This is a genomic window from endosymbiont of Acanthamoeba sp. UWC8 (genome assembly GCF_000730245.1).
In the GTDB taxonomy this organism is placed as follows: Bacteria; Pseudomonadota; Alphaproteobacteria; order Rickettsiales; family Midichloriaceae; genus Jidaibacter.
The window spans coordinates 1,382,736-1,408,865 of record NZ_CP004403.1 but is presented as its reverse complement, the minus strand read 5'-3'; the positions used below and the strand labels follow the sequence as shown (position 1 = coordinate 1,408,865).

Below are 26,130 nucleotides of genomic sequence, written 5' to 3'. Positions count from 1 at the left end.
TGATGTTGTTACTATATTTATATATTAAGTAGAAAAGAAATTAAACCCCTAGTTGGATTAATATGTTTTCCACTCCTTTAATTTTAGCATTTTGAGTTTTCCATTCTCTCATAATTAGGAGCTTGCCGTCAGCTCTAAGCTTAGCATGATCCGAATGCTTGCGAATAAATTCCAAAGGGTTTGCTTTATTACCGGGCTTTCCGTTTTTAAAATTAATTACTAAAGCTTTATCTCCCAAATCAATTTTTTCTATATTGAGCTGTTTAGCAAGTTGTTTTAATTTTATTATTGCAAAAAGTTGCTCGGCTTCTTCAGGTAAGTTACCGAATCTATCAATCAATTCTGCAGCAAAGCTTTCCAGTTCTTTAATATCAGAAATTTGAGCAATTTTACGGTATATGGAAAGCCTTAAGGAATCATCACCGATGTAGCTCTCCGGAATTTGTACCGAGACCCCGATATTAATTGTCGGGCTCCAATTAGATGATTCTTCATCTGACTCATTAAGTTTTAATTTTTCAATTGCTTCGGCAAGCATATCCTGATAAAGCTCCAGCCCTACCTCTCTTATGTGCCCCGATTGCTCCTCACCGATTAAATTACCGTGCCCCCTGATATCCATATCATGTGAAGCGACCGTAAAGCCCGCGCCTAATGTCTCGAGAGACTGAATAACTTCCAAACGCTTTTTAGCAATCGGATTTAAGTTATACCCTTTACCGGGTATCAGATAAGCATACGCCCTATTGTTACTTCTGCCTACTCTTCCTCTAATTTGATAAAGTTGCGCAAGCCCGAACATATCCGCTCTATCAATAATCATAGTATTAGCAAAAGGTATATCCAACCCTGATTCAACAATAGTAGTCGATAGCAAAACTTCAAACTTCCCGTCATAAAAATCATTCATAATTTGATCAAGCTTTGAAGCAGGCATTTGGCCGTGAGCCCTTACCGTCTTAATTTCGGGAAGTATCTCTTTAAGCTTTAATTCCAACTCGTCAAGATAGCTTATTCTCGGTGTAACATAAAAAGTTCTGCCCCCTCTTGCACACTCGCGCAATATTGCTTCCCTGATTATAAAAGCATCATAAGGCATTATATAAGTTTTAATCGGTTGTCTATCTACGGGAGGGGTAGTAATTAAACTTAAATCTTTAATTCCGCTTAAGGACATTTGTAAGGTTCTGGGAATAGGAGTAGCGGAAAGTGTAATGATATGAGTATAGGATTTCAATTTCTTAAGTTTTTCTTTCTGAGCTACACCGAAATGCTGCTCTTCATCAATAATTATCAGCCCCAAATTTTTAAATTTTATATCATTACTTAAAAGCGCATGAGTACCGATAATGATATCGACTTTACCGTCTTCCAAATCTTTCTTGACTTGATCGGCTTCTTTTCTAGGCACGAACCTTGAGAGCTGAGCAACTCTTACCGGAAAGTCCGCAAACCGATTACTGAAATTTTGATAATGCTGGCGGGAAAGCAGAGTTGTCGGAACAATGACCGCAACCTGCAGAGGAACATCCGAAAGCACGGCAACCGCAACCGCCCTTAAGGCAACTTCGGTTTTACCGAATCCGACGTCACCGCAGACAAGGCGATCCAAAGGCTTACCGCTTCTTAAGTCCTGCTCTATATCCTCTATTGCAGCAAGTTGATCTTCAGTCTCCATATAAGGAAATTTGCGGCAAAATTTGTCATACATGTCAGGTATTGCCTCTAAAACAATACCTTTTTCAACTTCACGTTTTGCAGCGGTTTTCAACAGTTCTTCAGCTGCAAGTTTTAGCCTGTTTTTAAGCTTAGCTTTTCTGGTTTGCCAAGCTACTCCGCCTAATTTATCGAGAGTTACGGCAATATCATCTCCGCCGTATTTTGAAATTACCTCTAAATTTTCAACCGGAACATAAAGTTTATCATCGTCTCTATAAATAATTTTTATAAAGTCATGTACAGCACCTGCTACCTCTAAAGTTTCAAGCTTTTCAAACCTACCGATTCCGTGATCAATATGAACTACAAACTCCCCTTCGGAAAGAGTTGCTGCTTCCTGTATAAACTTAGCCGCATTCTTTTTTCGCTTTCGTGCACGCGACAACCTTTCACCAAGCAAGTCCTGTTCACTTAAAAAAACATAATTTTCAAAAGTAAAACCTTGCTCAACAGGCAAAATCGCAAGTCCTAAAGTTTTCCCTGAAAGATTGTTTATTTCATCCGAACAATTAATATCAATTGCGTGAAAATTATTATCCAAAAGCATATTTTTTAACCGCCCTCTGGAACCTGAGGTAAAGCAGCAAATGACAAACCTTCTTTGTTTACGGTCTTTAGTTTGGAACGAAGGTTTTAGTTGCTCTATATAGTTTCTTAAAGTTTCTAAAGTGGAAAGATTATTAGTTTTAGACTCGATAAAGAGATTTTTAGCGGGTGAAAAATATTGTACATCATGCTCTGACTGAAAGCTGCAAAGGGTTTTAGTAATATATTTATTTAAAATAATTCCGCACTGCTCGGGTTCAATATATAAAAGCGAAGGGCTTATAGGGTGATAACTTTTATCGGATGATAGCTTAATTCTTGTAGTATAGGATTCTTCAATGAACTGATAATGCTCCTTTAAATCATCCGTTAATTTATCGTGATATAAAATTACCGCAGAAGCGGGAATGTAGTCAAACAAGCTGCTTAAATCATCATAAAACAGCGGTAGCCAATGTTCCATCCCGGTGTATTTACTTTTAGCGCTGACCGCCTCTAAAAGTGGATCATTAAAAACACCGAATAATTTTCTATAATTATTTTTAAAGATCTCAACCGTATCATCATTAAGCACTATTTCACTAACGGGATAAATCGTACAGCGTTCAACTTTTTCCAAACTAAGTTGATTTTCAGTATCAAAGAGTTTTAGTGAGTCTACTTCATCACCGAAAAAGCTGATTCTAAATCCGGAATTCTCATTATTTGAAACAATATCAATAATTCCACCCCTTATAGCATACTCACCGGGCTCATTTGCAGTTGCAGATCTTAGATATCCTAAAGTATTTAAGTTATTTAAAAACGCATCCCGTGAAACCTTATCATTTATTTTAATATTAATTATAGTTGCGAGGAGTAAATCTTTAGGAAAAGTTTTTTGCAAAAGATTAGCAAAAGTAGTAATTAAAACTTTCTTACGGTTTTTAGATTCAAGTAGCCTGCTCAAGGCTTTTATTCTTTGTAGACATACTTCAGAACCGGGAGAAACCCGATCATAAGGGAGAGCATCCCAAGCAGGGAAATATACTATTTCAGCTGAAGGCATAAAAAAGTTAACGGCAGCTGCTATATTATCAATTTCAGATTCTTGGTCTGCAACATAACAAACAAAGTCAGAGGTTTCCAAATACTGAGTAATAACTTTTGCTTCAGTGCTTTTAGGTAAATATAATCTCTTTTGTTTTAAAAAATCTTGTCTAAGCATGCCGTAAATCCGCAATAAACAGGCGCTCAGTATATCTTTTAAATTTTACTTTGCCAAGCATTACATCATATCTTGCATTGCACAATATAATTATAATGCTATATAACTCAGATAAAAAAACATGGGAGTGAGTAGTATGTTATCAGAAAAATCTATTATTAATGATGTGCTGAGAAGAATAAAAGATGAGAATATCCAATTCATTGATTTTAGATTTACCGATACTTTAGGTAAATTTCATCATACTACTTATAAATCTTCCTTTATCGGCGAAAATGAATTAATTAACGGCCTTATGTTTGATGGCTCGTCAATTGCCGGGTGGAAGCAAATAAACTGCTCGGATATGATAATCAAACCCGATTGTTCAACCGCGTTTATTGATCCGTTTACCAGTCAAGCTACCATGGTAATTATCTGTGATGTTATTGACCCGAAAACACAAGAAGGATATAACCGCGACCCGAGAACCATAGCTAAAAAAGCGCAGCAATATTTATATACTAATAAAATAGGTGATAAGGCATACTTCGGACCTGAGCTTGAATTTTTTATATTTGATGACGTTCGGTTTATAAATACACCCCATGAATCGGGAATTATTCTTGATTCGGAAGAGGCATCATGTAACAGCAACAAAAAATATGATTCTGGCAATGCGGGGCATCGAGCGGGCGTTAAGGGAGGATATTTTCCTGTGCCCCCGATAGACTTATTACATGATATAAGATCGGAGATGGTTTTAGCCATCGAATCAGTAGGTTTAAAAGCAAGCGTTCATCATCATGAAGTTGCGGAAAGCCAGTGTGAAATAGGCTTTGAATATGCCGAGTTGGTAGCCTCAAGCGATAATGTCCAAAAATTTAAATATATTATTAAAAACGTAGCCGCATCATATGGGAAAAGTGCAACTTTTATGCCTAAACCTGTATATGGAGATAACGGTTCTGGGATGCATACCCATCAGTCGATTTGGCTAAAAGATAATAACCTGTTTTTTGATAAGAACGGCAGCTATGCTGAGCTTTCTGAAATGTGCCTATACTATATCGGGGGTATCATTAAACATGCTAAAGCAATCAATGCGTTTTCCAACCCTGCAACCAACAGTTATAAAAGGTTAGTTCCGGGATATGAAGCTCCGGTTCAACTTGCATATTCAGCATGCAATCGCTCTGCTGCAATTAGGATACCTTATGTCTATAACTCTAAAGCAAAAAGAATAGAAGTTCGGTTCCCTGATCCTACCGCTAATCCTTATTTAACCTTTGCAGCTATGTTGATGGCGGGCTTAGACGGGATTAAAAACAAGATCCATCCGGGGCAGGCAAATGATAATGATTTATACAATTTAAGCATAGAAGAAGCTGAGAAAATCCCGACTGTTTGCGGGTCACTAAGGGAAGCACTTGAGTCATTAAATAAAGATAGAGAATTTCTAAAAGTAGGTGAGGTATTTAGTGATGACATGTTAGATGCTTATATCGCTCTCAAAATGAAAGAAGTCGAACAGTTGGAAAGAAGGCCGCATCCTATTGAATTTGAGATGTATTATGCCGGTTAAAAAGCATTAATAGCATTATTGTTATAATTTTATAAGAAAATAAACTTTTATTTAATAGAAGAATAGCAAAAAGTAACTAGCTAATTTATGACTTGCTTTGTAATAGTATGCTATAACAACTTATAAAGTATTATAATACTATGAAAAGTAATATAGCTTCTCGTTTATGGGGTGATGGAATAATATATAATAATACAGCTGATAGATATATTGAGCGGCTTGAAGAAATTAGTAAAATTTATAGCCCGCATCTTCCGAATAAAGGGGAAATTGAAAGACATATAGTATATAATTTTGTGCAGGTGTTGTTACTACATATAGAAATTCTTGAAGATGATTTAATTACCGAACGCTTTATACGCTCTTACTTGAATAACGAATTATATTTTAAAGTTTGTTCAAAACTGGATACTCTTAAGAATATTGTAAATCAAGGGTTTCAGGGGCATATAATAAATGCGGATATGAAAATCAGCTCGTTGTATTCAAGTATTTTAAAAATTTTATACATCAGCAAAACTATTACTGATAATGATATAATAACCCCTTATATTAATTCATTTTCATTAAATATAATTTCTGTAATAAGCAACATTAATACAAACTTTAATAATAGATGTGCCGCTAATATAAGAATTTTAGGGAAAGTAAATAAGTACTTAACAGAAGAGGGAGAGGAGTTTTGTGCTGATTTAGTACAAAGCCATATAAATCGTATTAAAAGCTGCGTAATAATCCTTAAATTCATGAAAAATTTACAAGCTCTTAATAATGAAGAACTAAAAATAGAATCATCTGCCCCCCTTTCTATTAATTATTATAAGAAACTGGAAAAAGCTCTTTTTGAAATATATGATAATCCTGATAAAGATAAGAGAGATTATTTTTCGGAGTGTGCGGAATACCTGCTTGATATATTTCAACTCAACCCTGCACTTTACTTAAGAAATGAAGAAGCAACCGAAATCATCAGAGCCTGTTTAAACCCTTCGATATATTTTGAGTTTATAAAAAGATTTTCAGATATCTTAAACTTAAAAGAAGAAATTTATAAAGATTTTACTAATCTAACTAGTGAGAAAGAAAAGGATATTTATATCTATTCTCGTGCAATTGTAAGCTTTATATATAATAAGGATTATTACCTTTGTATAAATGAGGAAGGAAAAGTTTTACGCCCCGCTAAGGCTGTTCTCGAATTAAATGATTTATTGGATAAACCTTATAACGGCAAATTGTTCGGTATTATGCAAAATTTCTTCAGCCAAAATAACCAATTAAAAGAATATGAAGATTTATTAGCTAAAATTAAAAATGAAAAGAAATCTCAGGCTCCGAGTGAAAATTCACAAATCTCACGACATAGTGAGCCCCTGCCTTCATATGTTCAGCAACTTGCTCAAGAGAGAAGAGGGTTTGAGCAATACCCTGCAAGAATGTAATAAGGTTAGTAGGCTTGGAATAACTGTTGCTTGATCAATTGTTGGAAAAATGTTAATTTTTCCTGCATAAATTATTGATTGAATTATAAAGAAATATGGTAGCTCAAATTATTAAAGGTGTAACCGGTGACTGGGAACTGGTAATTGGTCTTGAAATTCATGCTCAGGTAAGTTCAAAATCTAAATTGTTCTCCGGGAGCTCAACTGAATTCGGAGCTGAGCCGAATACCCAGGTTTCATTTGTAGATGCCGCTATGCCCGGGATGTTGCCCGTAATCAATGAAAAATGTATTGAGCAGGCAGTAAGAACCGGCTTGGGAATTGGCGCCCAAATTAATAAATTCTCCGTTTTTGATCGAAAAAATTATTTTTACCCTGATCTTCCGCAAGGTTATCAGATATCACAATTCAAAGACCCGATCGTAGGGAGGGGGGTAGTGCATGTGGATATGCCTGGCGGTTCAGTAAAAGAAGTAGGGATTACTAGAATCCACCTTGAGCAGGATGCCGGTAAGAGCATTCATGATCAAAGTCCGACCGAGACTTATATCGATTTAAACCGTTCAGGTATTGCCTTAATGGAAATAGTAACCGAGCCTGATATCAGAAGTAGTGAAGAAGCCGGTGAGTTTATGAAAAAACTTCGTTCAATACTCCGTTATCTTGAAACATGTGATGGGGATATGGAGAAAGGTTCCTTAAGATGCGATGCTAATGTTTCCGTAAGAAGGGTAGGCGCTAAAGAATACGGTACACGAGCGGAAATAAAAAACGTTAATTCAATAAAAAATATTATAAGAGCAATTGAATTTGAAGCGGCAAGGCAAGTCGATTTAATTGAAGGCGGCGGAATAGTCGATCAGGAAACCAGATTATTTGATGCTTCGCTTAATGAGACAAGATCAATGAGAAGTAAAGAGGATGCACAGGACTACCGGTATTTTCCTGATCCTGACCTTTTACCGCTTACTTTAACTGATGAATATATTGAAAATATCAGAAAAAGTTTACCTGAACTTCCCGATCAAAAAAAAGAGAGATATATAAAACAGATGGGCTTATCCGTATATGATGCAGGGGTAATAGTAGCTGATCAGGAGGTAGCAAAATATTTTGAAGAAGCGGCACAAAATGCCGATGCGAAGCTTGTAGCTAACTGGATTACCGCAGAGCTTTTCGGCAGATTGAATAGAGCCGGCCTTGAAATCGAACAATCACCGATTAAAGCTAAGCAGGTGGGAGATCTGGTTAAACTAATAAAAGACGGAACCATTTCAGGAAAAATTGCTAAACAAGTCTTTGACATTATGTTTGAAACAGGTGACGAGCCTAAAGCAATTGTTGAAAGGGAAGGCTTGGTACAAGTTTCCGATACTAAAGCAATTGAGCAATTAATCGAGCAAGTGCTTATTGAAAATCAGGATAAGGTTAATGAGTATAGAAGCGGCAAAGATAAACTGTTCGGCTTCTTTGTCGGGCAAGTAATGAAACTATCTCAAGGTAAATTCAATCCGTCGATCGTAAATGATTTGCTTGTTCAAAAATTAAAAGGTTAAAGGGGCTTCCGTAGATATAAGCTTAAAGGGTAAGATAGCATTTCTTACCCTTTTTAGTTATATTTATGGATATTGAATTTCACTACTATATTAATTATTTAATTGCCGTGAAAGCAGGATTTAATTTAAATCAAGCTTATAAAATTGCTTATAGTGCACAATTTGTTGATGATAACACTGAAGGAATAGTGGTTTATGATAAAGATAACCTGCCTTTCAACTCTGTTTTAACCCAAAGTTATATTCCTTTTATCAGCCAAAGCAAGTTAGCGCAAACCTACTTATGTTTTCATTTTATTCCCGGGGAGTTTATAGAAGCTGCTGGTTTAAGAAAAGATAATGCAAAACATCTGCTTGCAACCACTCCCGGTAGTTTCTTCGCTCGCAAAATACTAAGAGCTTCTCTTGATTCCCAAGATCTCTACCGAATAGGGGTTGCTTCACATGCTTTTGCCGATACTTGGGCACATGCTAATTTTGTTGGTACTTACAGTGATTTCAACAGCGGAAATAACCTATTAAATTCATTAATTCCTAATCTGGGGCATGCTGATTATTTTAATAAACCGGATAGGATAGACCTAATTTGGCATGATGATAGATTAAAAGCTTCTGAAGTTAATAATAAAAAAAAGTTTATTGCTGCTGCAAAAGAGCTGTTTTTAGAATACAGCAATCTTTTATCTTCAAGGCGTGCGATAGAGACGGAACTGAGAGAACTTAGCTCAGATTTGGAGCAAGCCATCGGAGAGATGGGGCAATATAGTTATAGAGAGAGAATTAATAACTATCAGAATTTAGCGCTGAAATACTCTAACCGAAGAATAATATTATATAATAAAAATTTATGGAAAAATTCAGCATACCTTAAAACCGCTAAAGGGTACCGATGGAAAGATGATTATTTGAGAAGTGATTGGTATTTATTTCAAAAAGCTGCAAAAAGTTATAAAAAATATGCCTGGAACTTAATTTATAAACGAGTTAATAATTAGCTGAAAATAGCTTTATATTAAATAAGTGACGGGAAAATTAAAAGAATATCTTCAAAAAGAATTTGAAAATTACTTTGCTTGGATTCCGGTATTTTTAAGTTTCGGTATTTTAATTTATTTTATACTGCCTATAGAACCGTCTTTATATTTTAGTTTTGTGCTTAGCGGGATCTTATTTATAATACTTGTTATATCTTTTTTTAAAAAGTTTAATCTATTTAAAGTTTCGCTGCTGATGTTTTGCATCGCGCTCGGGTTCAGTTCAGCTTTACTTAGAACTTATTCTGCGGATACGAAAACTTTAGAAAAAGAAACGGGAAAAGTTTGGGTAAAGGGTAAAGTTGCTCAAATTCAGCATATGCAAGTAGGAAAGAGAATATTATTAAGAGACGTAAAAATATATGATAAAAATGTTAACCGACTTAATAATGTTAGACTTAGTATAAGAACAAAATCCGAAGGATTAAGTATAGGTGATACCGTAAAACTGGCAGCAGTTCTGCTTCCGCCCCCAAAGCCGATTACCCCGCACGGGTATGACTTTTCCAGGTATGCTTATTTTAAGAACCTAAGTGCGATAGGCTATGCAGTAAATAAAATAAGAGTGGTAGAAAAATCCGAAAGCAGCTTAGGAAACTTTTTTGTTAATCTTAGAAATAAGGTTATTGAAAGAGTTAAAGCAAACCTTTCCGAGCCAATGGCGGGGATTGCAAACGGTATATTAGTCGGTGATTCCAGCTCTATATCAAAAGCTGATTATGATATAGTCAGAATTTCAGGGATTGCTCACCTACTAGCTATTTCCGGAATGCATATGGTGGTAGTGGTTGCTATACTTTTCATCAGTATTCGGTTTTTAATAATTAGGTCGGAATACCTTGCGCTTAGAATTGATGCTAAAAAAGCGGCCGCAGGTGTAGCTCTAATAGGAAGCACTTTATATTTGCTGCTAACTTTAGCACCTGTCTCCGCCCAGAGAGCTTATATAATGTCGAGTATAATACTGCTTGCAATAATTTTGGATCATAATTCCTCAGCGCTGAGAGCTGTGGCAATTGCAGCAATTATTATTTTAGTGATAACTCCTGAAGAGGTACTGAGCCCAAGTTTGCAAATGTCGTTTGTTGCTTCCCTCGCGCTCATTTCAAGTTTCGGGTTTTTCAATAAGTTTCTAATTAAAAATAGTGATAAGAGGTATATAAAATTATTTAATTATTTTATATCAATTATATTTTCAACTCTTATTGCTGGTCTTGCTACCGCGCCTTTCATCGTTTATCACTTTAATCAGTTTTCGCCTTATAGTGTTTTAACTAATTTAATTGCTATACCGATTAATGATTTTTGGGTAATGCCTTTCGGATTATTATCTTTAATTCTCATGCCTTTGGGAGCAGAACAGATTCCTATAGCCGTGATGGGCTATGGGATTAGCTTAATCTTTAAGGTAGCAAGTATAATAAGTGCGCTTCCGTATTCCTCTTTTAGTATCCCGAGTTTTTCCAATATAGGTATATTTCTGATATATTTGGGGAGCATAGGTTTATTTGTTTCAGTAACTCACTTGAGGTTTATATTTGTTATCCCCTTGCTTATCGGACTATTTACTAAAAACCCTTACCTTGATCCGGATATACTTATTGAAAATAACGGGAAAATATTTGCAATCAGAGTAGGAGGAGAATTAATATTTTCCTCTAAACAGGGAGCAAAGTTTACCCGTGAAGCATGGAAGCAAGCATATATGCAAAAAGAGGTGAAGACCCTGAAACAACTACAAATCCCGACATGTACTTTAGCTTCATGTTTATATAACAAGCACGGCAAAAATATACTAATCTATTCTAAAGGCGAGATAAACTGTGATGCTATTAAGCCGGATTTAGCTGTAAATCTAGGCAAAGATTATATAAAATGCCCTGCTCAAACTAAAATAATTGGTCTTCCCGAGCTTAAAAGGGGCGGTAATCTTGCAATATGGTTAGCTGAAAATAATATAAAAATAACCTACAGCGGCTCAGTGCATAAGTTAAGACCCTGGCACTAATTATGCTGGTTTATTCAATGATTAAGCCGATAGCCCGCTTATATGTTTCCAGTAATGCATCTTCCTCGGCAAGTTCTTCCTTTTTCATTTTGCGTGCCCTGATTACTTGCTTCATTATTTTCGGTTCAAACCCGCCTGATTTCGCTTCAGCAAATAAGTCTTTAATATTTTCGGATATTTCCCTTTTTTCATGCTCCAGTCTTTCAATTCTTTCAATAAACTGTTTTAAAACATCTGAAGCTATTCCACCGACTGCCATAATACTCCTCTATATACTATTATAAAATTTACTTTGTTTATATTTTGTAATTGAAAACCTTATAACTACTCCGACGATTGCAGTCAAGGGTACAGCAACAAGAACTCCGACAAATCCAAATAATGCCCCCAATGCAAGAAGACCGAAAATAATCCAAACTGGGTGAAGCCCGACCTTATCCCCTATCAGTTTAGGCGTGATAAAACTGCCTTCCATGATCTGACCCGAGACAAATATTACTATTACCCCAAGCACGTAGCTTAAGCTTTGAAACTGTAAGGCCGCCGTAATGACCGCAAGGGTTGTTCCGAATAATATCCCTACAAAAGGTATAAAGCTGAACATACCGGTTAGAATGCCGAGCGACAATCCCGATTCAAGTCCCATTATACTTAATGCAGTCGCATAGTAACCGCCCAAAATGAGACATACGTAAGTTTGCCCTCTCAAGTATCCTGAAAGAGTTATATCCAGTTCTTTAAATAGTCGGTTAGCCGAAGTATAAAAGCGTTTAGGAACGAAAGTTTTAACCGTGCGAGGAATTTTTTCCCAATCTCTTAGCACATAAAAGGTTATAATCGGGGTAAGTAATGTTAGAGAAATGGTATTTACTGCCGCAGCGCCCGAATGAAAAATTTCTTTTAACAGGTTAGTAGTAAATGTGACTATATACCCTGACGCATCGCTTAACCCTTGTTCTATTCTACTCGTATATTCGGGAGGGATTCCTTTTATTTTATAAATTAGCGTAGGTACTATTTGGTTATTTAATGAGCTTTTATATTTAAGTAAGAAATCTGTGAGTTTATAAATTTGGTTATACATCATAGGTACTATCATCATTAAAATGAAGCCGACTATGATAAAGAAAACCAAAGTCACAATTATAGTTCCTATCGTTCTTGAAATTTTAAAATATCTCAATTTCCTCACAAACGGATCCAGCAGATATGCAAAAACTAAAGCCATAACAAAAGGCAGCATTATGCCTTTAATTAAATAAGACAGGTATAATAACCCTAAAACACCTAAGCCGAGTAGAAAAGTTTTGTCTTTTAGCATTTTTAAAAATCCTTTTTATAACGCTTTAAAATTGTGATAACTTGAATGGCAAATCGCAATTGCAATTGCATCGGCAGCATCGGCTTTTTGTAGTTTTGCAGTAGGAAGGAGTAAGTTAATCATTCTGATCATTTGTAATTTATCAGCTCCGCCGTACCCTACTACTGCTTTTTTCACTTGCTTTGCCTGATAAGATATTGGGGGGAGCCCTTTCGTTTCTAAACTTAGCATAGCAGCTGCCCTTGCATGAGCAAGTTTTAATGAAGACCCGAAGTTTGAATTTACATAAGTTTCCTCAATTGCAGCCGCATTAGGGGTAAATTCTTCTAATATGCCGTTTAGTGTCATAAATATTAAAGCTAATCGGGAAGAGAGGTAATTGGTACTTTTAGTCTCAATTACCCCTGAAGCAATATAGCCTAAATTACTACCCCACATTTCAATTATTCCCCAACCCGTGCAATTCAGCCCCGGGTCAATCCCGATTATTTTAGTCTTCATTTTTAAACTTATTTAAAATTGTTTCCGGAAATTCAAAATTGCCCACTACACTTTGTACATCATCATTATCTTCTAAGGCATCTACCATTTTAATAACTTTTTCAGCACTTTCTTCATTCAACATTATAGTATTATTCGGCTTCCAAGTAATCTCAGCTGAAAGGCAAGTGCCAAATTTATGTTCAAATTCGTCTCTCACTTCATTAAAATTTTCCGGATCACAAATAATTTCATGGGTTTCTTCATCGGAAATAGAATCATTAGCTCCGGCCTCGATTGCTGCGTCTAAAAATACTTCCGCTGAACCTTTACTTGCTGGGTAAGTTATAACGCCTACTTTACTGAACATAAAGCCTACGCTTCCCGTTTCTCCTAAAGTTCCGCCGTGTTTGGTAAAAGCTGACCTCACATCGGAGGCAGTACGGTTTCGGTTATCGGTTAATGCTTCCACAATTATAGCTACACCGCCTGAGCCGTAACCTTCATATCTGATTTCTTCAAAATTATCTACATCTCCGGGATTGGTCGCTTTGGAAATGGCATTTTCTATTTTGTCTTTAGGCATATTTGCCGTTCGTGCGGCATTTATCGCGGCTCTTAATCTCGAGTTGGAATCAGGATCAGGCAGCCCGGATTTTGCCGCTACATAAATTTCTCTTACCAGCTTAGTAAACATCTTAGCTCTTTTATTATCTTGCGCTCCCTTACGGTGCATAATATTTTTAAATTTTGAATGACCTGCCATAATTTTATCATTAAATTGTTATTCAATACTACATCATAAGCTTTCATTCGTTTTTCTCAAGCACTAGCTTGCAGTTCTTAAATGATTTTGTTATGTTTATAAGTATAGTAAACAAGAGAACTTTATGCAAAAGCTGGAAGAACTAAAGGAATATTTACTAAATTCTAAGCGTAAGGCTGATATTACACAGACCTCAATCAAGAATGATGAATTAATCGTTGAGCTTGAAGCAAAAGCTATAGAGCGATTTTTAAAGTTTCTGCGTGATGATAAGAAATGTTTATTTAGTATGTTAGTTGATATTTGCGGGGTGGACTATCCGCAGAGAGAAAAGAGATTTGAAGTTGTTTATAATCTGCTTAGCTTAAAATATAATATGAGAATAAGATTAAAAGTTTTTGCGGATGAGGAAACTATTATTCCTAGTGCTACTCCGGTATTTAGCTGTGCAGGTTGGTTTGAGCGGGAAGCTTGGGATTTATATGGAGTTTTCTTTTCCAATAATAATGATTTAAGAAGAATCCTGACTGATTATAATTTTGAAGGGCATCCGATGAGAAAGGATTTTCCGCTTACGGGGCATGTTGAGGTCAGGTATGATATTGAAAAGAAAAGGGTGGTATATGAGCCGGTCAAGCTTACTCAAGAATTTAGAAGCTTTGATTTTTTAAGCCCGTGGGAAGGAACCGAATATATATTGCCTGGCGATGAAAAAGCAAAACAAGATAAGTAGTATTAATAGCGCTTTATCGGAAGGACTGATAAAGTTTGCAAATTTAGATTTTGAGTGCCTTAAAGCATTACAAAAATTTATCAGCGGCAATAAATATGCGAGGTTAATGCGCCTGGATAAGCCTGTAGGGTCTTTACTCTTAATGTTGCCTTGCTTATGGTCAATCGGGTTTGCAACCAGTACTTTTTTACAAAAAGTACTATTTTCATTATTATTTGCTTTCGGTGCAATGGTGACTAGAAGTGCAGGTTGTATAATTAATGATATTGTGGATAAAAATTTTGATGCCAAGATTGAACGTACTAAAAATAGGCCGCTCGCAAGTAATGAGGTTTCTTTAAAAGAAGCATATATACTCCTCTGTATGCTACTTGCAATTGCTTTCTTCTTACTTATGTTTTTACCCAAAGCAGCAGTTTTTATCGGGATTGTAAGTATAATTCCTATAGTTATTTATCCTTTTTTAAAAAGGTATACTTATTATCCTCAAGTATTTCTAGGTTTCGTGTTTAATTTAGGGGTGATTATGGCATGGGCGGCTGTTTCGCCCACCTTCTCTTTAATACCCCTATTAGTTTATATTTCCGCTGTATCCTGGACGGTTGCTTATGATACTATTTATGCCCTTCAAGATAAAAAAGATGATCTTGAAGTCGGTGTAAAATCGCTTGCAATTAAGCTTGGTGATGCTGCTAGCCAGGTAATTTGGGTTTTATATAGAATTGCTGCCATATGCTTATTTATAGTCGGATTAAACACTCACATGAACTGGGGATTTTATATACTCATGGGACTTGCGACTTATCATCTCTATTGGCAGGCGGAAACTGTGGACATACATGATGCGAACGATGCAGGCAAAAAATTCAGATCTAATCTGCAATACGGGCTCTTAGTATTACTTGCAATATGGATAGGGAAAATAAAATTTTAATAGTTAGCTAAGTACTTTTCTTTTTATCCGTAAATATATAAAAAATATTAGAGATTGTTCTTGAAGCAAATTTATGTAATATTAACCCTAAATTTACATAAATTATTATAAGTTAGAATATATGCTTTCAGTAACAAATCTTACCTATCTAATTGCTGGAAGGATGATATTTAACAATGCCTCACTGCAAGTTTCCATCGGCCAAAGAATCGGACTAGTCGGGGCTAATGGTACAGGGAAATCTACTTTACTCAAACTTATTTGTGGGGAACTGCTTCCCGATTCCGGAGAAATAGCGCTGGTAAGGAACATTTCCGTCGGTATGGTAAGGCAGGATTTGCCTCATGATGATACTAAACTTATAGATGTCGTGCTTGCAGCGGATACAGAAAGAGATAGCCTTTTAAAGGAAGCGGAGACTACGGAGGATCCCGATCGTATCGGTTACATATACACCCGGTTAGAAGAAATAAGGGCTTATGAAGCGCCTGCAAGGGCAGCAAGTATACTTTCCGGACTTGGCTTTGACGAAGAAGCGCAAAATAGTGCTATATCAAAATTTTCCGGGGGGTGGCGTATGCGGGTTGCGCTTGCTGCGGCATTATTTCGTAATCCTGATCTTTTAATGCTTGATGAACCGACTAACCATTTGGATTTTGAAGCAATGGTATGGCTTGAAAATTACCTAATGCGTTTTGAAAAAACATTAATTATTATCAGTCACGATAGGGATATTTTAAACAAAACCGTAACTCATATAGTTCATCTTAATAATCTTGGGTTAGAAAATTATACCGGAAATTATGATCAATTCGAACGCAGACGTGCAGAAAAATTAATTAGCCAACAAGCTATACATGAAAAGCAACAGGCACAAAAAAATAAAATGATGAAATTTGTCGAGCGTTTTCGTGCCAAGGCAAGTAAAGCTAAACAGGCGCAAAGTCGGTTAAAAGCCATTGAGAAAATGGATATTGTGGATGCGGTAATTGCTGAACGCACAAAGCCCTTTATATTCCCTGAGCCTGAGCAGTTATACTCTCCTATGATAGTATTGGATAATGTTGATGTCGGTTATGAAAATGTGCCTGTATTGCGTAATTTGAGCCTTAATATAGATATGGATGACCGTATTGCGCTACTTGGAGCAAACGGTAACGGTAAATCCACCCTGGTGAAATTATTATCCGGTCGTCTTGCACCATTAAGCGGAGAGGTAAAGAAACCAAGTAAGTTAAAAATCGGCTATTTCTCGCAACATCAGGCAGAGGAGCTGGATATAACGCAAACTCCATATGAACTAATGCGTAGAGAAATGCAAGATCAAGCTGAAGCTAAAGTTCGGGCAGCCTTAGGAAAATTCGGTTTCGACAAATTTAAATCGGATACTAAGGTAGAAGAGCTTTCAGGTGGTGAGAAAGCAAGGCTTTTATTATCACTTATGAGCTTTGATGCTCCTCATATTATGTTGCTAGATGAACCGACTAACCATCTTGATATAGAAGCCCGCGAAGCTTTAACCCAGGCACTGAATAACTATACGGGTGCAGTAATTCTAGTCAGCCATGATCCACATTTGGTAGGCGCGGTTGCTGATAGATTATGGTTGGTGGCAAATGGCACCTGCAAACCTTATGAGGAAGATATAGCCGCTTATCGTGATTTGGTTATCATGCAACGCAAAAAAGAACGTTCTGGTACTAAGCAAAAATCTCAAAATAAAAATAAATCAAATCAGAATAAAACAGAACTTTCTAAGTTAGATAAAGAATCTAAGCAATTAGAGAAAAAAATAGCGGAGCTCACCAACAAAAAAGAACTTATTGAAAGCGAGATTGCAGATTATTCAACTAAAGGTGAGTATAGCAAAATTGAAAATTTGAATAAGTCACTTTCTTTGGTTTTAAAAGATATGGAAGTTATAGAAGCTGATTGGATTAAGGTGCAGGGAAAAATTGAGGAAGTACATACTTAAAGATTCATTATTATAATATCAAGCTAATACCCTATTAAGATTAAAATAAATATGAGTCAGGGGGCTTAAGGGGTAGGCTATTGACTGATTATGCTATATAGTAAATTAAGTTGAAGACCCTACATTGGGAGCATAGTTGAGCTATAAAAAAATAAACCAAGTTTACGTATAAATGACTATGTCATTTATACGAGCACGCGCCATAAATGGCGGCTAGGCGCGTGCTTTACTATTCTTATTATCTGATTTTCAGGTATAGGCTAGAGTATATTAAACTTTTAACTTATTATATTTGAATAAACACACTGGATATTCAAATTAATTCATTATAGTCATTACCGCTTCTGCACCGACGGCTTTTGTTGTTTACTTGATTGCTAAGCAATTTTCCATTGAGCAGGAAAATGTTAAAACTATAGTAGCTATAAGTTCTATTGTTTCACTAATAACATTGGCATTTATTACTTTGAATATTCAGATTTAATAATTGGCCAAAGCATTAAAAAGCTCTTTTTGCAGGTTTAAATTATATAGTAAATCTACTGATATGATATTAGGAAAATATTTGCTCACTTTCTTCCGCTGTCTCTGCTAGCTGGGGTGGTTAGGTTCATTGCATTAGCTGTAAATATCCTTGTATTTAAAATAAATCTTAATAAAGCCAAGCTTTTGTATAATAAAATGAAAATATTGACCCAAACTTTCTTTATGATACCATTTATTAATAGGGGATAAAAAGGAGAATAAGAAGTTATGCCAAGATATTATGGTATTGAAAATATTGAGTGGGCACCATTTTCACAACTTGACATTTATAAATCTGCTGAGGAAATAGGTGTTCCGCTTGATCCTAAGGGAGTTTGCTATGCAATTTGCGCATTATTTGTAGCTCAGACATTAAGGCATCCCGGTGATATTGCACGTGAAGATTATATGACTAAAATAAATGGTAAGCTAAGTAAAAATTTTTTAGAGCGCGTGACTCTTGCGCAAACTCAAACTCAAAGTCAAATACAAGCTCAGTCTTATCAAATTACTGTAGATGACATAAAGAATACTCAGCCTTTACTCAATATATTACCTCAGGAATTAGAAAATTCTGAGCATCTGAGTTTTAATTTACATAAACATGGGGGCGGCCATGCTACCGTAATTCAAATTTTGCGTAAAGAAGATGGGGAAGTGCGTTATAAATTTTTTGACCCTAACTTAGGGCTAACTGAAGAACTTACGGATAAAATGTTAAAAGCAACGTTGCAATGGGTTGCAGGAACTTTTTATGAAAATGAATATGCTACCTTTACACTCTCTGATATTAAGCCGGATATAACACAACTTCTTAAGCATGGAAGGCAAAAATACCCGGAGGCAAAATATCTGCACTTAGCAACTTCAAGCGTTAAAGTAATGGAATATCTTTTAAAATTAGGGGCAGATGTAAATACAAAGATAGAAGGAAGAACCGCTCTCCATGAAGCAGCCATAGATGGGAAAACCGAAGCGGCAAATTTTTTAATAGCAAACGGTGCTGACATTAATGCTAGAACTGAAAACGGAAATACTCCTTTACATAATGCGGTATTAAATGGCCAGGCTGAAATTATTAAACTATTTATTAAAGAAGGCGCTGATATTAATGCTAAAACCGGAGATGGGAAAACATTATTACATGAAGCAGTAGATGAGGAAAAAGGGAAAGCTATAGAATTATTAATTAAAAACGGTGCTGACGTTAATGCTAGAGCTAAAAATGGAAATACTCCTTTATATAATGCCGTTTTAAAAGATAATTCTGAAGCTATAAAATTGCTAATAGAAAATGGTGCCGACGTTAATACTAAAAATGGATTCGGAGAGTCTCCTTTGCTTAAGGCGGCATTAAAAGGCAGTACCGAAACTATAGAGTTACTAATTAAAAACGGTGCTGATGTTAATGTTAAAGAGCGCAGTGGGAACACTCCTTTACTTAATGCAGCATCAAGAGGCCATACCAAAACTATAGAATTACTAATTGAAAACGGTGCCGATATTAATATTAAGGATCGCATTGGAAGAACCCCTTTACATCTGGCCGTAACGCGCGGGGAAATAAAAAATATAGAATTATTATTAAAACATGGTGGAGATATTCATTCCAAGGATAATAGAAATGAAACCGCGCTTGATAAAGCAAGAAAAATAGCGGCATCGGAAGAGGTTATTAATACATTAACTGAGGCTGCAACTTCAGTTAATAAACAGGAAAATACCAGCTACTCAACAAAATTTAGGGATATGGTAACTTTATCCAAAGAAGACGCTAAAGAAGGTATGAGAAAATTATAATAATTTATTATGAGCTAAGTTTGTATGGATTACCAAATTGGAATTCGGAATAGTAATTGACTGTTGTATAAAAATATATTTAGTTATTCCATTAAAAAAACTACTTTTTGCAGGTTAGTACAAAAAGAGTTTTTAATACTCAGTATCTTGTATTGTGGGATTTATTTATTATCTTGCGGAGGAATATAAACACCTTCCTCATCGGGCAAAGATAAATCCCCCTTAATACCGCAAGAACATAGTGCTAAGGATAACATAATAGAAAATATAGTTTTCTTAATCATTTTGCCCTCTCCTAATAATTATTATAAATATCTTCTTCTTGCAGATCTTATAGCTTTTCTAACCTGTACCGGGTTGGTTCCGGCGGTAGTCCTTCTGCTGATTACTGCTCTTGATGCAATTAATACACTATAGATATCATCATTGATTTTTGGCTCAATTGCTTGGAGTTCATTTAATTCAAGCAAAGAAAGTTTAGATTCTTTTTGAATCGCCAAATTAACAATTTTTTGAGTTGTATTAATAGCTTTCTTCGGCTTCATGCCGGTATTGATAATTAACCAGTTAACTAAGTCCGGAGCCGTAGAATAACCATATTGTGCAGCTTCTTTCATTTCTTTTCTGTTTACAATAAAGTCAGCAGATAATGCAGCCATAACATTTATATTATTTAATAAGGTATCATAAGTTTCAAATACCGGTTCCGCAGCTTCCTGTAAATCTTCCGAGAAGCCGACTGAAAGACCTTTTAGCGTAGTTAAAATATTTACTAATGCACCGTAAACTTTCCCGGTTCTACCTCTAACCAGTTCAATAATTTTCGGATCTCTTTTGAAAGGAGTTATAGAACTTTGTACTACAAACGCGTTTGAGAAAGAGATGAAATTATTATTAGGGCTATGCCAGAATATGAGGTCTTCTGCAATTCTTGATAAATGCATAGAACAAATAGAAGCAAAAGATAAAAACTCAACTACATAATCTCTATCAGTTACTGAATCAATAGAGTTCGGTGCAGCTTTATCAAAGCCGAGTATTCTTCCTACCATCTCACGGTTAATATAGAAAGCGGATCCGGCTAATGAATTAGAACCGTAAGGCGAGGTATTCAACCTTGCTCTTGCATCTTTAATCCTACCTCTATCACGACCGAGCATTTCAACATATGCCATTAGGTGATGTCCTAAAGATATAGGTTGTTCAACTTGCATGTTGGTATAGCCGGGCATCAATGTTTTAACGTTTTCTTCCGCCTTGTCGATTAATGCGGCTTGCAGGTTTAGTAGACCACTATCAAGACTATCATATGCATCTCTGACCCATAGCTTTAAATCTCCTGAAATCTGATCATTTTTAGATCTGGCGATATATAAGCTTTCAACGGCACCACCGCAAAGTTCAGCTAATCTTCTTTCAATATTATCGTAAATATCATTTTGAGTATTATCAAAATTGAACTTACCTTCTGATATCTCTTTTTTAATGATATCTAAGCCTTCAATCAGCTTCTTACCATCCTGATCCGCAATAATTTCTCTTTTCACATGCATTCTAAGCTGAGCTTTAGTAGATTCAATAGCTACCGCATAAAGCCTTTTATCAATATTCAACGAGCTTAGCATTTTTCTGGTAAGTTCATTGGTACTATTGTTGAAGAAGCCACCCCAAAGAGGATTTACAGCTCCTTCTACTTGTGAAATAGAGGATGTTAAATTATCATTGCTATTTGCAACATCCGGAGTTAATTCTTGTTTATTGAGTTTGCGTGCTGTCATAATACTAATTTTTATTGGGTTAAATAAGTTATCAAATGTTTAACAAAATTTTAAAAAAACTTCTTTTAAGATTTGTAACAAATTTTTTGTACATATCAACGTTTTTTTTTGTTTGCACCCTTATTTTTGCTATAGAATTTGGATTTAATTGTATAAGTGTTGCAAAAGCATCTCCAATAGACATACAAAAAAGCAAGAGGGGCATAGAAGTAAATAAAATGCTTGAGGCGGGGATATTAAAGCGCAAAATAGAAGTACCCAGAGCTCAGATATTCAATAAAGACGGAAGCGCCCATCTTTTAAAAGAATTTAAAAATAAATTTGTTGTGCTATATATATGGGCAAGTTGGTGCACCGATTGCATTAATGAGTTAACTAAGCTTGATCAGCTCGCGCGCGAATTAAAGTATAGAGAGGTTGATGATATAGTAATCCTGCCGATCACAATTGACTTTAAATCTCCCCAGCAGCTGCAAATATTTTTAAAACAAAGGAATATTGAAAATATAGATTTTTTTCTTGATCCTAAAAAAGAGATAATGGGTGAATTAGGTGTACACTCGTTACCGAGTTCATTCCTAATTAATAAGAACGGATATATTATTGCTTCATATAAGCGCCCGTTAGATTGGTCAAATGAGGTCGTTTTAGAAAAGATATTAAATATGAAAGAAGAAAATGAAAAACCAGTTAAAAGCAGGCCAAACAACAATGAAATCCTAAAAGAAGATGACAAGAATAAATCTAAGGATATAATCCCTCAAATAAATTCCAAAAAAACTGAAAAGCAACCTACTTTTATAGGGTAAAATATTATGTCGATTGAAAATATCTTAATTAAAAAACTCTCAAATCTGAATGAATTACCGATTCCTTCCTATGCAACGATAAATAGTGCAGGAATGGATTTAACGGCAGCCATTGAAGAGGATATAACTCTCAAGCCTTTGGAAAGAAAAGCAATCCCGACCGGTATTGCTATCGCCTTATCCGAAGGTTATGAAGCACAAGTTAGGCCGAGATCAGGCCTTGCGTTAAAAAGCGGAATAACTGTGGCTAATGCTCCCGGCACAATTGATGCGGATTATAGAGGAGAAATTTGCGCTATCCTGATTAACTTAAGTGATAAAGATTTTGTAATCACAAGGGGGATGAGAATAGCCCAAATGGTTATAGCTAAATATTCGAAAGTTAATTGGAATATAGTTGAAGAACTACCCGAGACCGAAAGAGGAGCAGGCGGCTTTGGTTCAACGGGAGTATAGTTCTCTTTACTGATAAATTATGAGAGAAAATAAAGTAAGTAGTTTAAGAAAAAAGATTATAGCGTTTCTGGTTGCGCCGCTTTCTATTATTCCTTTAGCGCTGGTTCTAGGTATATATTCTTGTTTCATCTGCTATGTAAAATTTACATATGAAAGCTTTTTAAGTGAAGTGTATTTTATAATGCGAGTTATGATAACCGGAAGTTTTATCGGTGTCATTTTTGCATATGTAGGGTTGTTATGTATTGGTATGCCGTTATATTGGATACTGGGGCGCTACAAGCTCCTTACATTACCGCGCTTGCTGTTTTTAGCTTCCGTTATCGGTCTTATAATAGCTAAGTGGCTTTTAGGAAGTTATTATAAGATAGATATTTTTTATACTATTATTCTTATTATCTCATCAATGACGGTTGCATGCGCTTATTGGTTTCTAATGAGGAAATGACTAGATAGGATAGTTCTTTTCTACTAACTATCTTATAATTTAATATTATTTCCAACCAATCCAATAAGCCTTAACTTTAGCTCGGTAGCCAAAGATTTCATCACCTTCACTGCCGTTTCCTCTTTAGAAACATAGTTAGAATAAGGGGAAGATTGAATATCAAAACTTTCTACCCCAATTAAGGTGTTGCGTTCAATAACTTTGCCGCTGTTATTATCAGTGAGTGCATAATTTAAGGTAACTCTTAAATTGTTTCTAGTTGCAAGAGCATTGCTTTGGATTGCGACGCCTTCAATCGAAATTACATAGGAAAGATCAAGAGTATAGTTTTTCGTAGAATCCGTGTAAGACCAGTTAAATTCTTGCTCGAGAGCCGAAGTCAATGCAATGGATTCACGGGTAGGAATTTTACTCTCGTAACTGATACTCCCCACTTTTATTCCACTTAATTGTTTGCCTAAGTTATTATCACTGTATACAGGATGAAAGCCGCATGAAGTAATAAGTAAGAGCGAAAAGAAGGCAAAAAAGTATCTCAGTAGCATTGTTTCAGTTGAAATCGGTTATAACTCAACTATACCTTATAACAAAAACAGCAAATTAAAAAGAGGATTCCATGAATAGTATACAAATAGAAGAAAATAACAAACTTGGATTTATGCCGAAATGGGATTTGAAAGACCTCTATCAAAGCCCGAAGGATAAGGCTTTAACCGATGACCTAACCCGACTGGAGTCTGATATTCAAAAATTTGCTGAGGAATACCAAAACAAAATTGCCGAACTTTCGGGAGAGGAATTTTATTCAGCTATAATTAAATATGAGAATATTAGCGATCTGATGGGTAAGATAGGGAGTTTTGCTTTTCTTTACTATACAACTGATATGGCCAATCCCGAGAAGGCTGCTTTCTTTCAAAATATGCAGGAACAACTTACTCAACTTTCTGCGGCTTTAATTTTCTTTACCTTGCAAATTAATCAGTTGGAAGATGTTCATTTGGATAATCTGCTGAAGAATGAAAAGTTAGCGGGATATAAACCTTGGTTTAGAGATTTAAGGGTGTTTAAAAAGCATCAGTTATCTGATAAAGAGGAAGAAATATTACATCATACTTCTGTTACCGGTGGGCAAGCTTGGAGCCGTTTGTTTGATGAGACTATGGTTGATTTAAGATTCCCTTTTAAAGAAGAGCAACTGACTTGTAGTGAAATTTTACATAAACTTTCCGAACCGGATAGTGAAACGAGAAAAATAGCTGCAAAATCTTTGGGAGAAGTACTGGGGAAAAACACTAAGTTATTTAGTTTAATTACTAATACTTTAGCTAAAGAAAAACAGACTATTGATACTTTAAGGAAGTTATCTAAGCCAATCTCTTCACGCAATCTTTCTAATTATATTGAGGATGAAACGGTTCAAGCACTTATTGATACGGTTAAATCCTATTATCCTAAGCTTTCCCATAGATATTATAAGCTAAAAGCCAAATGGTTCGGAGTGGAAAGCTTGGATTATTGGGACAGGAATGCCCCTCTCCCCGGCAAAACGGATAAAGTATATTCCTGGCAGGAAGCTGTGGAATTAGTTAAAGCTTCCTTAGCTAACTTTTCTCCAAAAATTCTGGAGGTAGCTAATAACTTTTTTGAAAACAATTGGATAGATGTACCGACTGGTTCAGGGAAAAGAAGTGGAGCCTTTGCCCACCCGACGGTTCCTTCCGCCCATCCTTACCTTATGCTGAATTATTTAGGTAGAACTAGAGATGTGATGACCTTAGCGCATGAACTCGGGCATGGTATACATCAATTACTCTCTAATAAACAGGGAGCTTTAATGTGCGGTACACCGCTTACATTAGCTGAAACTGCTTCGGTCTTCGGTGAGCAGCTTGCTTTTAGATACTTACTTGATATTGAAAAAGATGAGCGTAACAAAAAATTGCTGATCGCAAATAAAGTTGAGGATATGCTAAATACTGTAGTCAGGCAAATTGCCTTTTGTGAATTTGAAAACACGATACATAACGAGCGTAGAGAAAGGGGAGAATTAAGTTCGGAAAGAATTTGTGAAATTTGGCTCAAAACCCAGAAAGAAAGCTTAGGAGAAGGTATTAAGTTCCATGATGAATATAAATATTATTGGGCATATGTATCGCATTTTATTCATTCGCCGTTTTATGTCTATTCATATGCATTCGGAGATTGTTTAGTCAATTCACTGTACCAATCATATTTAGACGGAATAGAAAATTTTGAGGAAAAATATATAATCATGTTGCAAGCAGGTGGTACATTACGGCACAAGGAACTATTAAAGCCATTCGGTCTTGATGCTTCACATTCCGAATTTTGGAAAAAAGGACTAAATATGATCGTAAGTTTTATTGATCAATTAGAATAATTTTTTTTAAAGTTGTAACCGATATGTTATTTGTGTAAGAATATGTTAATAAGTATTGTTACATAAGGGAAATAAATGGCAGCTGAAGAAAAAGAAAAGGAACAACCTGAAAATGATAAGGAAGGGGTCACTGAAGATGAGCAAACCGAAGTAGAAGGCTCTTCAGCTTCGCCTCCTAAAAGTCGTAAGAAAAAAATTATATTTATAGCTGTGTTTCTTATCCTGCTGCTTAGTACGGGCGGGGGAATTCTATTTTATTTAAAGCAGCAAAAAACTGAGGAAGATAAGAGAAAAATAGAGCAAAAAGCTGCCGAAAAAGAAATAGCTTATTTTGATCTCGATGAAATACTAATGAATTTGAACACCGGAGGTAAAGGCCAGGGATTCTTAAAACTTAAAATAACTCTTCAAGTAACCGGAAGTAAAAACCTTGACGCAGTAAAAATGCATTCACCTAAGATTAGGGATACATTTATAATATATCTGAGAGAATTGAGACCTGAAGATATGCAAGGTTCTATAGCCCTATATAAATTGAAAACTGAAATGTTATTAAGGGTTAACAAAATTGTATATCCCGCCCAGATTAATGATATCCTATTTAAAGATGTATTTGTTCAGTAAA

Annotated in this window: 22 protein-coding genes; 14 read left to right on the top strand and 8 right to left on the bottom strand. The window is 35.6% G+C overall.

Annotated elements, in window-relative coordinates; genetic code table 11:
- Window positions 1-40: 40 nt before the first annotated feature.
- Window positions 41-3,472, bottom strand: coding sequence for a transcription-repair coupling factor (gene mfd / locus I862_RS06835; RefSeq protein ID WP_052646534.1), 3,432 nt, complete (start codon window positions 3,470-3,472; stop codon window positions 41-43).
- Window positions 3,473-3,608: 136 nt separating this feature from the next.
- Here mfd and glnA point away from each other — a divergent pair, with 136 nt between their 5' ends.
- From glnA to I862_RS06810, 5 genes are all read left to right on the top strand, one after another.
- Entirely contained in the window at window positions 3,609-5,036 is a 1,428-nt protein-coding gene (gene glnA / locus I862_RS06830; protein ID WP_038540431.1) for a type I glutamate--ammonia ligase, read from the top strand.
- A gap of 140 nt (window positions 5,037-5,176) precedes the next feature.
- A complete protein-coding gene (locus I862_RS06825) occupies window positions 5,177-6,478 on the top strand; it encodes a hypothetical protein (RefSeq protein ID WP_038540429.1) in 1,302 nt (433 codons plus the stop codon).
- A gap of 95 nt (window positions 6,479-6,573) precedes the next feature.
- Window positions 6,574-8,034, top strand: coding sequence for an Asp-tRNA(Asn)/Glu-tRNA(Gln) amidotransferase subunit GatB (gene gatB, locus I862_RS06820; RefSeq protein ID WP_038540426.1), 1,461 nt, complete (start codon window positions 6,574-6,576; stop codon window positions 8,032-8,034).
- 65 nt (window positions 8,035-8,099) lie between these two features.
- Entirely contained in the window at window positions 8,100-9,029 is a 930-nt protein-coding gene (locus tag I862_RS06815) for a DUF6765 family protein (RefSeq protein ID WP_038540423.1), read from the top strand.
- A gap of 25 nt (window positions 9,030-9,054) precedes the next feature.
- Window positions 9,055-11,076, top strand: coding sequence for a ComEC/Rec2 family competence protein (locus I862_RS06810; RefSeq protein WP_038540420.1), 2,022 nt, complete (start codon window positions 9,055-9,057; stop codon window positions 11,074-11,076).
- Window positions 11,077-11,086: 10 nt separating this feature from the next.
- Here I862_RS06810 and I862_RS06805 read toward each other — a convergent pair whose 3' ends face one another.
- Genes I862_RS06805 through I862_RS06790 form a run of 4 tightly spaced genes read right to left on the bottom strand, consistent with a single transcriptional unit; the run spans window position 11,087 to window position 13,643 of the window.
- Window positions 11,087-11,335: a DUF2312 domain-containing protein gene (locus I862_RS06805; RefSeq protein WP_038540417.1), complete on the bottom strand. Its 249-nt coding sequence runs from the start codon at window positions 11,333-11,335 to the stop codon at window positions 11,087-11,089.
- A 9-nt stretch (window positions 11,336-11,344) separates the two neighbouring features.
- Entirely contained in the window at window positions 11,345-12,397 is a 1,053-nt protein-coding gene (locus I862_RS06800; protein ID WP_038540413.1) for an AI-2E family transporter, read from the bottom strand.
- A 15-nt stretch (window positions 12,398-12,412) separates the two neighbouring features.
- Window positions 12,413-12,898 (bottom strand): crossover junction endodeoxyribonuclease RuvC, encoded by a 486-nt coding sequence (gene ruvC / locus I862_RS06795; protein WP_038540410.1) that lies wholly within the window; start codon window positions 12,896-12,898, stop codon window positions 12,413-12,415.
- The gene (locus I862_RS06790; RefSeq protein ID WP_038540407.1) at window positions 12,888-13,643 is read right to left on the bottom strand and encodes a YebC/PmpR family DNA-binding transcriptional regulator; all 756 of its coding nucleotides are present in this window, start codon (window positions 13,641-13,643) and stop codon (window positions 12,888-12,890) included. Before I862_RS06790 ends, ruvC begins: the two co-directional genes overlap by 11 nt.
- 124 nt (window positions 13,644-13,767) lie before the next feature.
- Here I862_RS06790 and I862_RS06785 point away from each other — a divergent pair, with 124 nt between their 5' ends.
- The 4 genes from I862_RS06785 (at window position 13,768) to I862_RS07960 (ending at window position 19,610) form a co-directional block, all read left to right on the top strand.
- Complete coding sequence (locus tag I862_RS06785; protein ID WP_038540404.1) at window positions 13,768-14,376, top strand: NADH-quinone oxidoreductase subunit C; 609 nt, start codon at window positions 13,768-13,770, stop codon at window positions 14,374-14,376.
- Window positions 14,351-15,310, top strand: coding sequence for a 4-hydroxybenzoate octaprenyltransferase (gene ubiA, locus I862_RS06780; RefSeq protein WP_052646533.1), 960 nt, complete (start codon window positions 14,351-14,353; stop codon window positions 15,308-15,310). The genes I862_RS06785 and ubiA overlap by 26 nt, the downstream gene beginning before the upstream one ends.
- Before the next feature lie 121 nt (window positions 15,311-15,431).
- Window positions 15,432-17,285 (top strand): ABC-F family ATP-binding cassette domain-containing protein, encoded by a 1,854-nt coding sequence (locus tag I862_RS06775; protein WP_038540400.1) that lies wholly within the window; start codon window positions 15,432-15,434, stop codon window positions 17,283-17,285.
- 753 nt (window positions 17,286-18,038) lie between these two features.
- Window positions 18,039-19,610, top strand: coding sequence for an ankyrin repeat domain-containing protein (locus I862_RS07960; protein WP_052646532.1), 1,572 nt, complete (start codon window positions 18,039-18,041; stop codon window positions 19,608-19,610).
- Between the two features lie 161 nt (window positions 19,611-19,771).
- On the opposite strand, the gene lptM is transcribed toward I862_RS07960, so the two are convergent.
- Both lptM and argH read right to left on the bottom strand, forming a co-directional pair.
- Window positions 19,772-19,894: an LPS translocon maturation chaperone LptM gene (lptM, locus tag I862_RS08650; protein ID WP_233485241.1), complete on the bottom strand. Its 123-nt coding sequence runs from the start codon at window positions 19,892-19,894 to the stop codon at window positions 19,772-19,774.
- A gap of 21 nt (window positions 19,895-19,915) precedes the next feature.
- Entirely contained in the window at window positions 19,916-21,388 is a 1,473-nt protein-coding gene (argH, locus tag I862_RS06765) for an argininosuccinate lyase (protein ID WP_084173816.1), read from the bottom strand.
- Window positions 21,389-21,606: 218 nt separating this feature from the next.
- Between argH and I862_RS06760 the strand changes: the two genes are divergently transcribed.
- The 3 genes from I862_RS06760 to I862_RS06750 are packed head-to-tail and all read left to right on the top strand — an operon-like array spanning window position 21,607 to window position 23,101.
- Window positions 21,607-22,197, top strand: coding sequence for a TlpA family protein disulfide reductase (locus tag I862_RS06760; RefSeq protein WP_158499295.1), 591 nt, complete (start codon window positions 21,607-21,609; stop codon window positions 22,195-22,197).
- Between the two features lie 6 nt (window positions 22,198-22,203).
- Window positions 22,204-22,653: a dUTP diphosphatase gene (gene dut, locus I862_RS06755; protein WP_038540394.1), complete on the top strand. Its 450-nt coding sequence runs from the start codon at window positions 22,204-22,206 to the stop codon at window positions 22,651-22,653.
- A 19-nt stretch (window positions 22,654-22,672) separates the two neighbouring features.
- Window positions 22,673-23,101: a hypothetical protein gene (locus tag I862_RS06750; RefSeq protein WP_038540391.1), complete on the top strand. Its 429-nt coding sequence runs from the start codon at window positions 22,673-22,675 to the stop codon at window positions 23,099-23,101.
- A 32-nt stretch (window positions 23,102-23,133) separates the two neighbouring features.
- On the opposite strand, the gene lptE is transcribed toward I862_RS06750, so the two are convergent.
- Window positions 23,134-23,646 (bottom strand): LPS assembly lipoprotein LptE, encoded by a 513-nt coding sequence (lptE, locus tag I862_RS06745; RefSeq protein WP_038540387.1) that lies wholly within the window; start codon window positions 23,644-23,646, stop codon window positions 23,134-23,136.
- 71 nt (window positions 23,647-23,717) lie between these two features.
- Here lptE and I862_RS06740 point away from each other — a divergent pair, with 71 nt between their 5' ends.
- On the top strand, window positions 23,718-25,505 hold the full coding sequence (locus I862_RS06740; RefSeq protein ID WP_038540384.1) for a M3 family oligoendopeptidase: 1,788 nt from the start codon (window positions 23,718-23,720) through the stop codon (window positions 25,503-25,505).
- Between the two features lie 75 nt (window positions 25,506-25,580).
- Window positions 25,581-26,129, top strand: coding sequence for a flagellar basal body-associated FliL family protein (locus I862_RS06735; protein WP_052646531.1), 549 nt, complete (start codon window positions 25,581-25,583; stop codon window positions 26,127-26,129).
- The last annotated feature ends 1 nt before the right edge of the window (window position 26,130 follow it).

Bases quoted from the DNA above. Each gene is read 5' to 3' on its own strand.
- I862_RS07960 (WP_052646532.1), top strand. From the start codon at position 18,039: ATGCCAAGATATTATGGTATTGAAAATATTGAGTGGGCACCATTTTCA.
- I862_RS06815 (WP_038540423.1), top strand. From the start codon at position 8,100: ATGGATATTGAATTTCACTACTATATTAATTATTTAATTGCCGTGAAA.
- I862_RS06790 (WP_038540407.1), bottom strand. From the start codon at position 13,643: ATGGCAGGTCATTCAAAATTTAAAAATATTATGCACCGTAAGGGAGCG.
- I862_RS06800 (WP_038540413.1), bottom strand. From the start codon at position 12,397: ATGCTAAAAGACAAAACTTTTCTACTCGGCTTAGGTGTTTTAGGGTTA.
- ruvC (WP_038540410.1), bottom strand. From the start codon at position 12,898: ATGAAGACTAAAATAATCGGGATTGACCCGGGGCTGAATTGCACGGGT.
- I862_RS06785 (WP_038540404.1), top strand. From the start codon at position 13,768: ATGCAAAAGCTGGAAGAACTAAAGGAATATTTACTAAATTCTAAGCGT.
- lptE (WP_038540387.1), bottom strand. From the start codon at position 23,646: ATGCTACTGAGATACTTTTTTGCCTTCTTTTCGCTCTTACTTATTACT.
- glnA (WP_038540431.1), top strand. From the start codon at position 3,609: ATGTTATCAGAAAAATCTATTATTAATGATGTGCTGAGAAGAATAAAA.
- argH (WP_084173816.1), bottom strand. From the start codon at position 21,388: ATGACAGCACGCAAACTCAATAAACAAGAATTAACTCCGGATGTTGCA.
- I862_RS06750 (WP_038540391.1), top strand. From the start codon at position 22,673: ATGAGAGAAAATAAAGTAAGTAGTTTAAGAAAAAAGATTATAGCGTTT.
- I862_RS06775 (WP_038540400.1), top strand. From the start codon at position 15,432: ATGCTTTCAGTAACAAATCTTACCTATCTAATTGCTGGAAGGATGATA.
- I862_RS06740 (WP_038540384.1), top strand. From the start codon at position 23,718: ATGAATAGTATACAAATAGAAGAAAATAACAAACTTGGATTTATGCCG.
- gatB (WP_038540426.1), top strand. From the start codon at position 6,574: ATGGTAGCTCAAATTATTAAAGGTGTAACCGGTGACTGGGAACTGGTA.
- I862_RS06805 (WP_038540417.1), bottom strand. From the start codon at position 11,335: ATGGCAGTCGGTGGAATAGCTTCAGATGTTTTAAAACAGTTTATTGAA.
- I862_RS06825 (WP_038540429.1), top strand. From the start codon at position 5,177: ATGAAAAGTAATATAGCTTCTCGTTTATGGGGTGATGGAATAATATAT.
- ubiA (WP_052646533.1), top strand. From the start codon at position 14,351: ATGAAAAAGCAAAACAAGATAAGTAGTATTAATAGCGCTTTATCGGAA.
- dut (WP_038540394.1), top strand. From the start codon at position 22,204: ATGTCGATTGAAAATATCTTAATTAAAAAACTCTCAAATCTGAATGAA.
- I862_RS06735 (WP_052646531.1), top strand. From the start codon at position 25,581: ATGGCAGCTGAAGAAAAAGAAAAGGAACAACCTGAAAATGATAAGGAA.
- lptM (WP_233485241.1), bottom strand. From the start codon at position 19,894: ATGATTAAGAAAACTATATTTTCTATTATGTTATCCTTAGCACTATGT.
- mfd (WP_052646534.1), bottom strand. From the start codon at position 3,472: ATGCTTAGACAAGATTTTTTAAAACAAAAGAGATTATATTTACCTAAA.
- I862_RS06760 (WP_158499295.1), top strand. From the start codon at position 21,607: ATGCTTGAGGCGGGGATATTAAAGCGCAAAATAGAAGTACCCAGAGCT.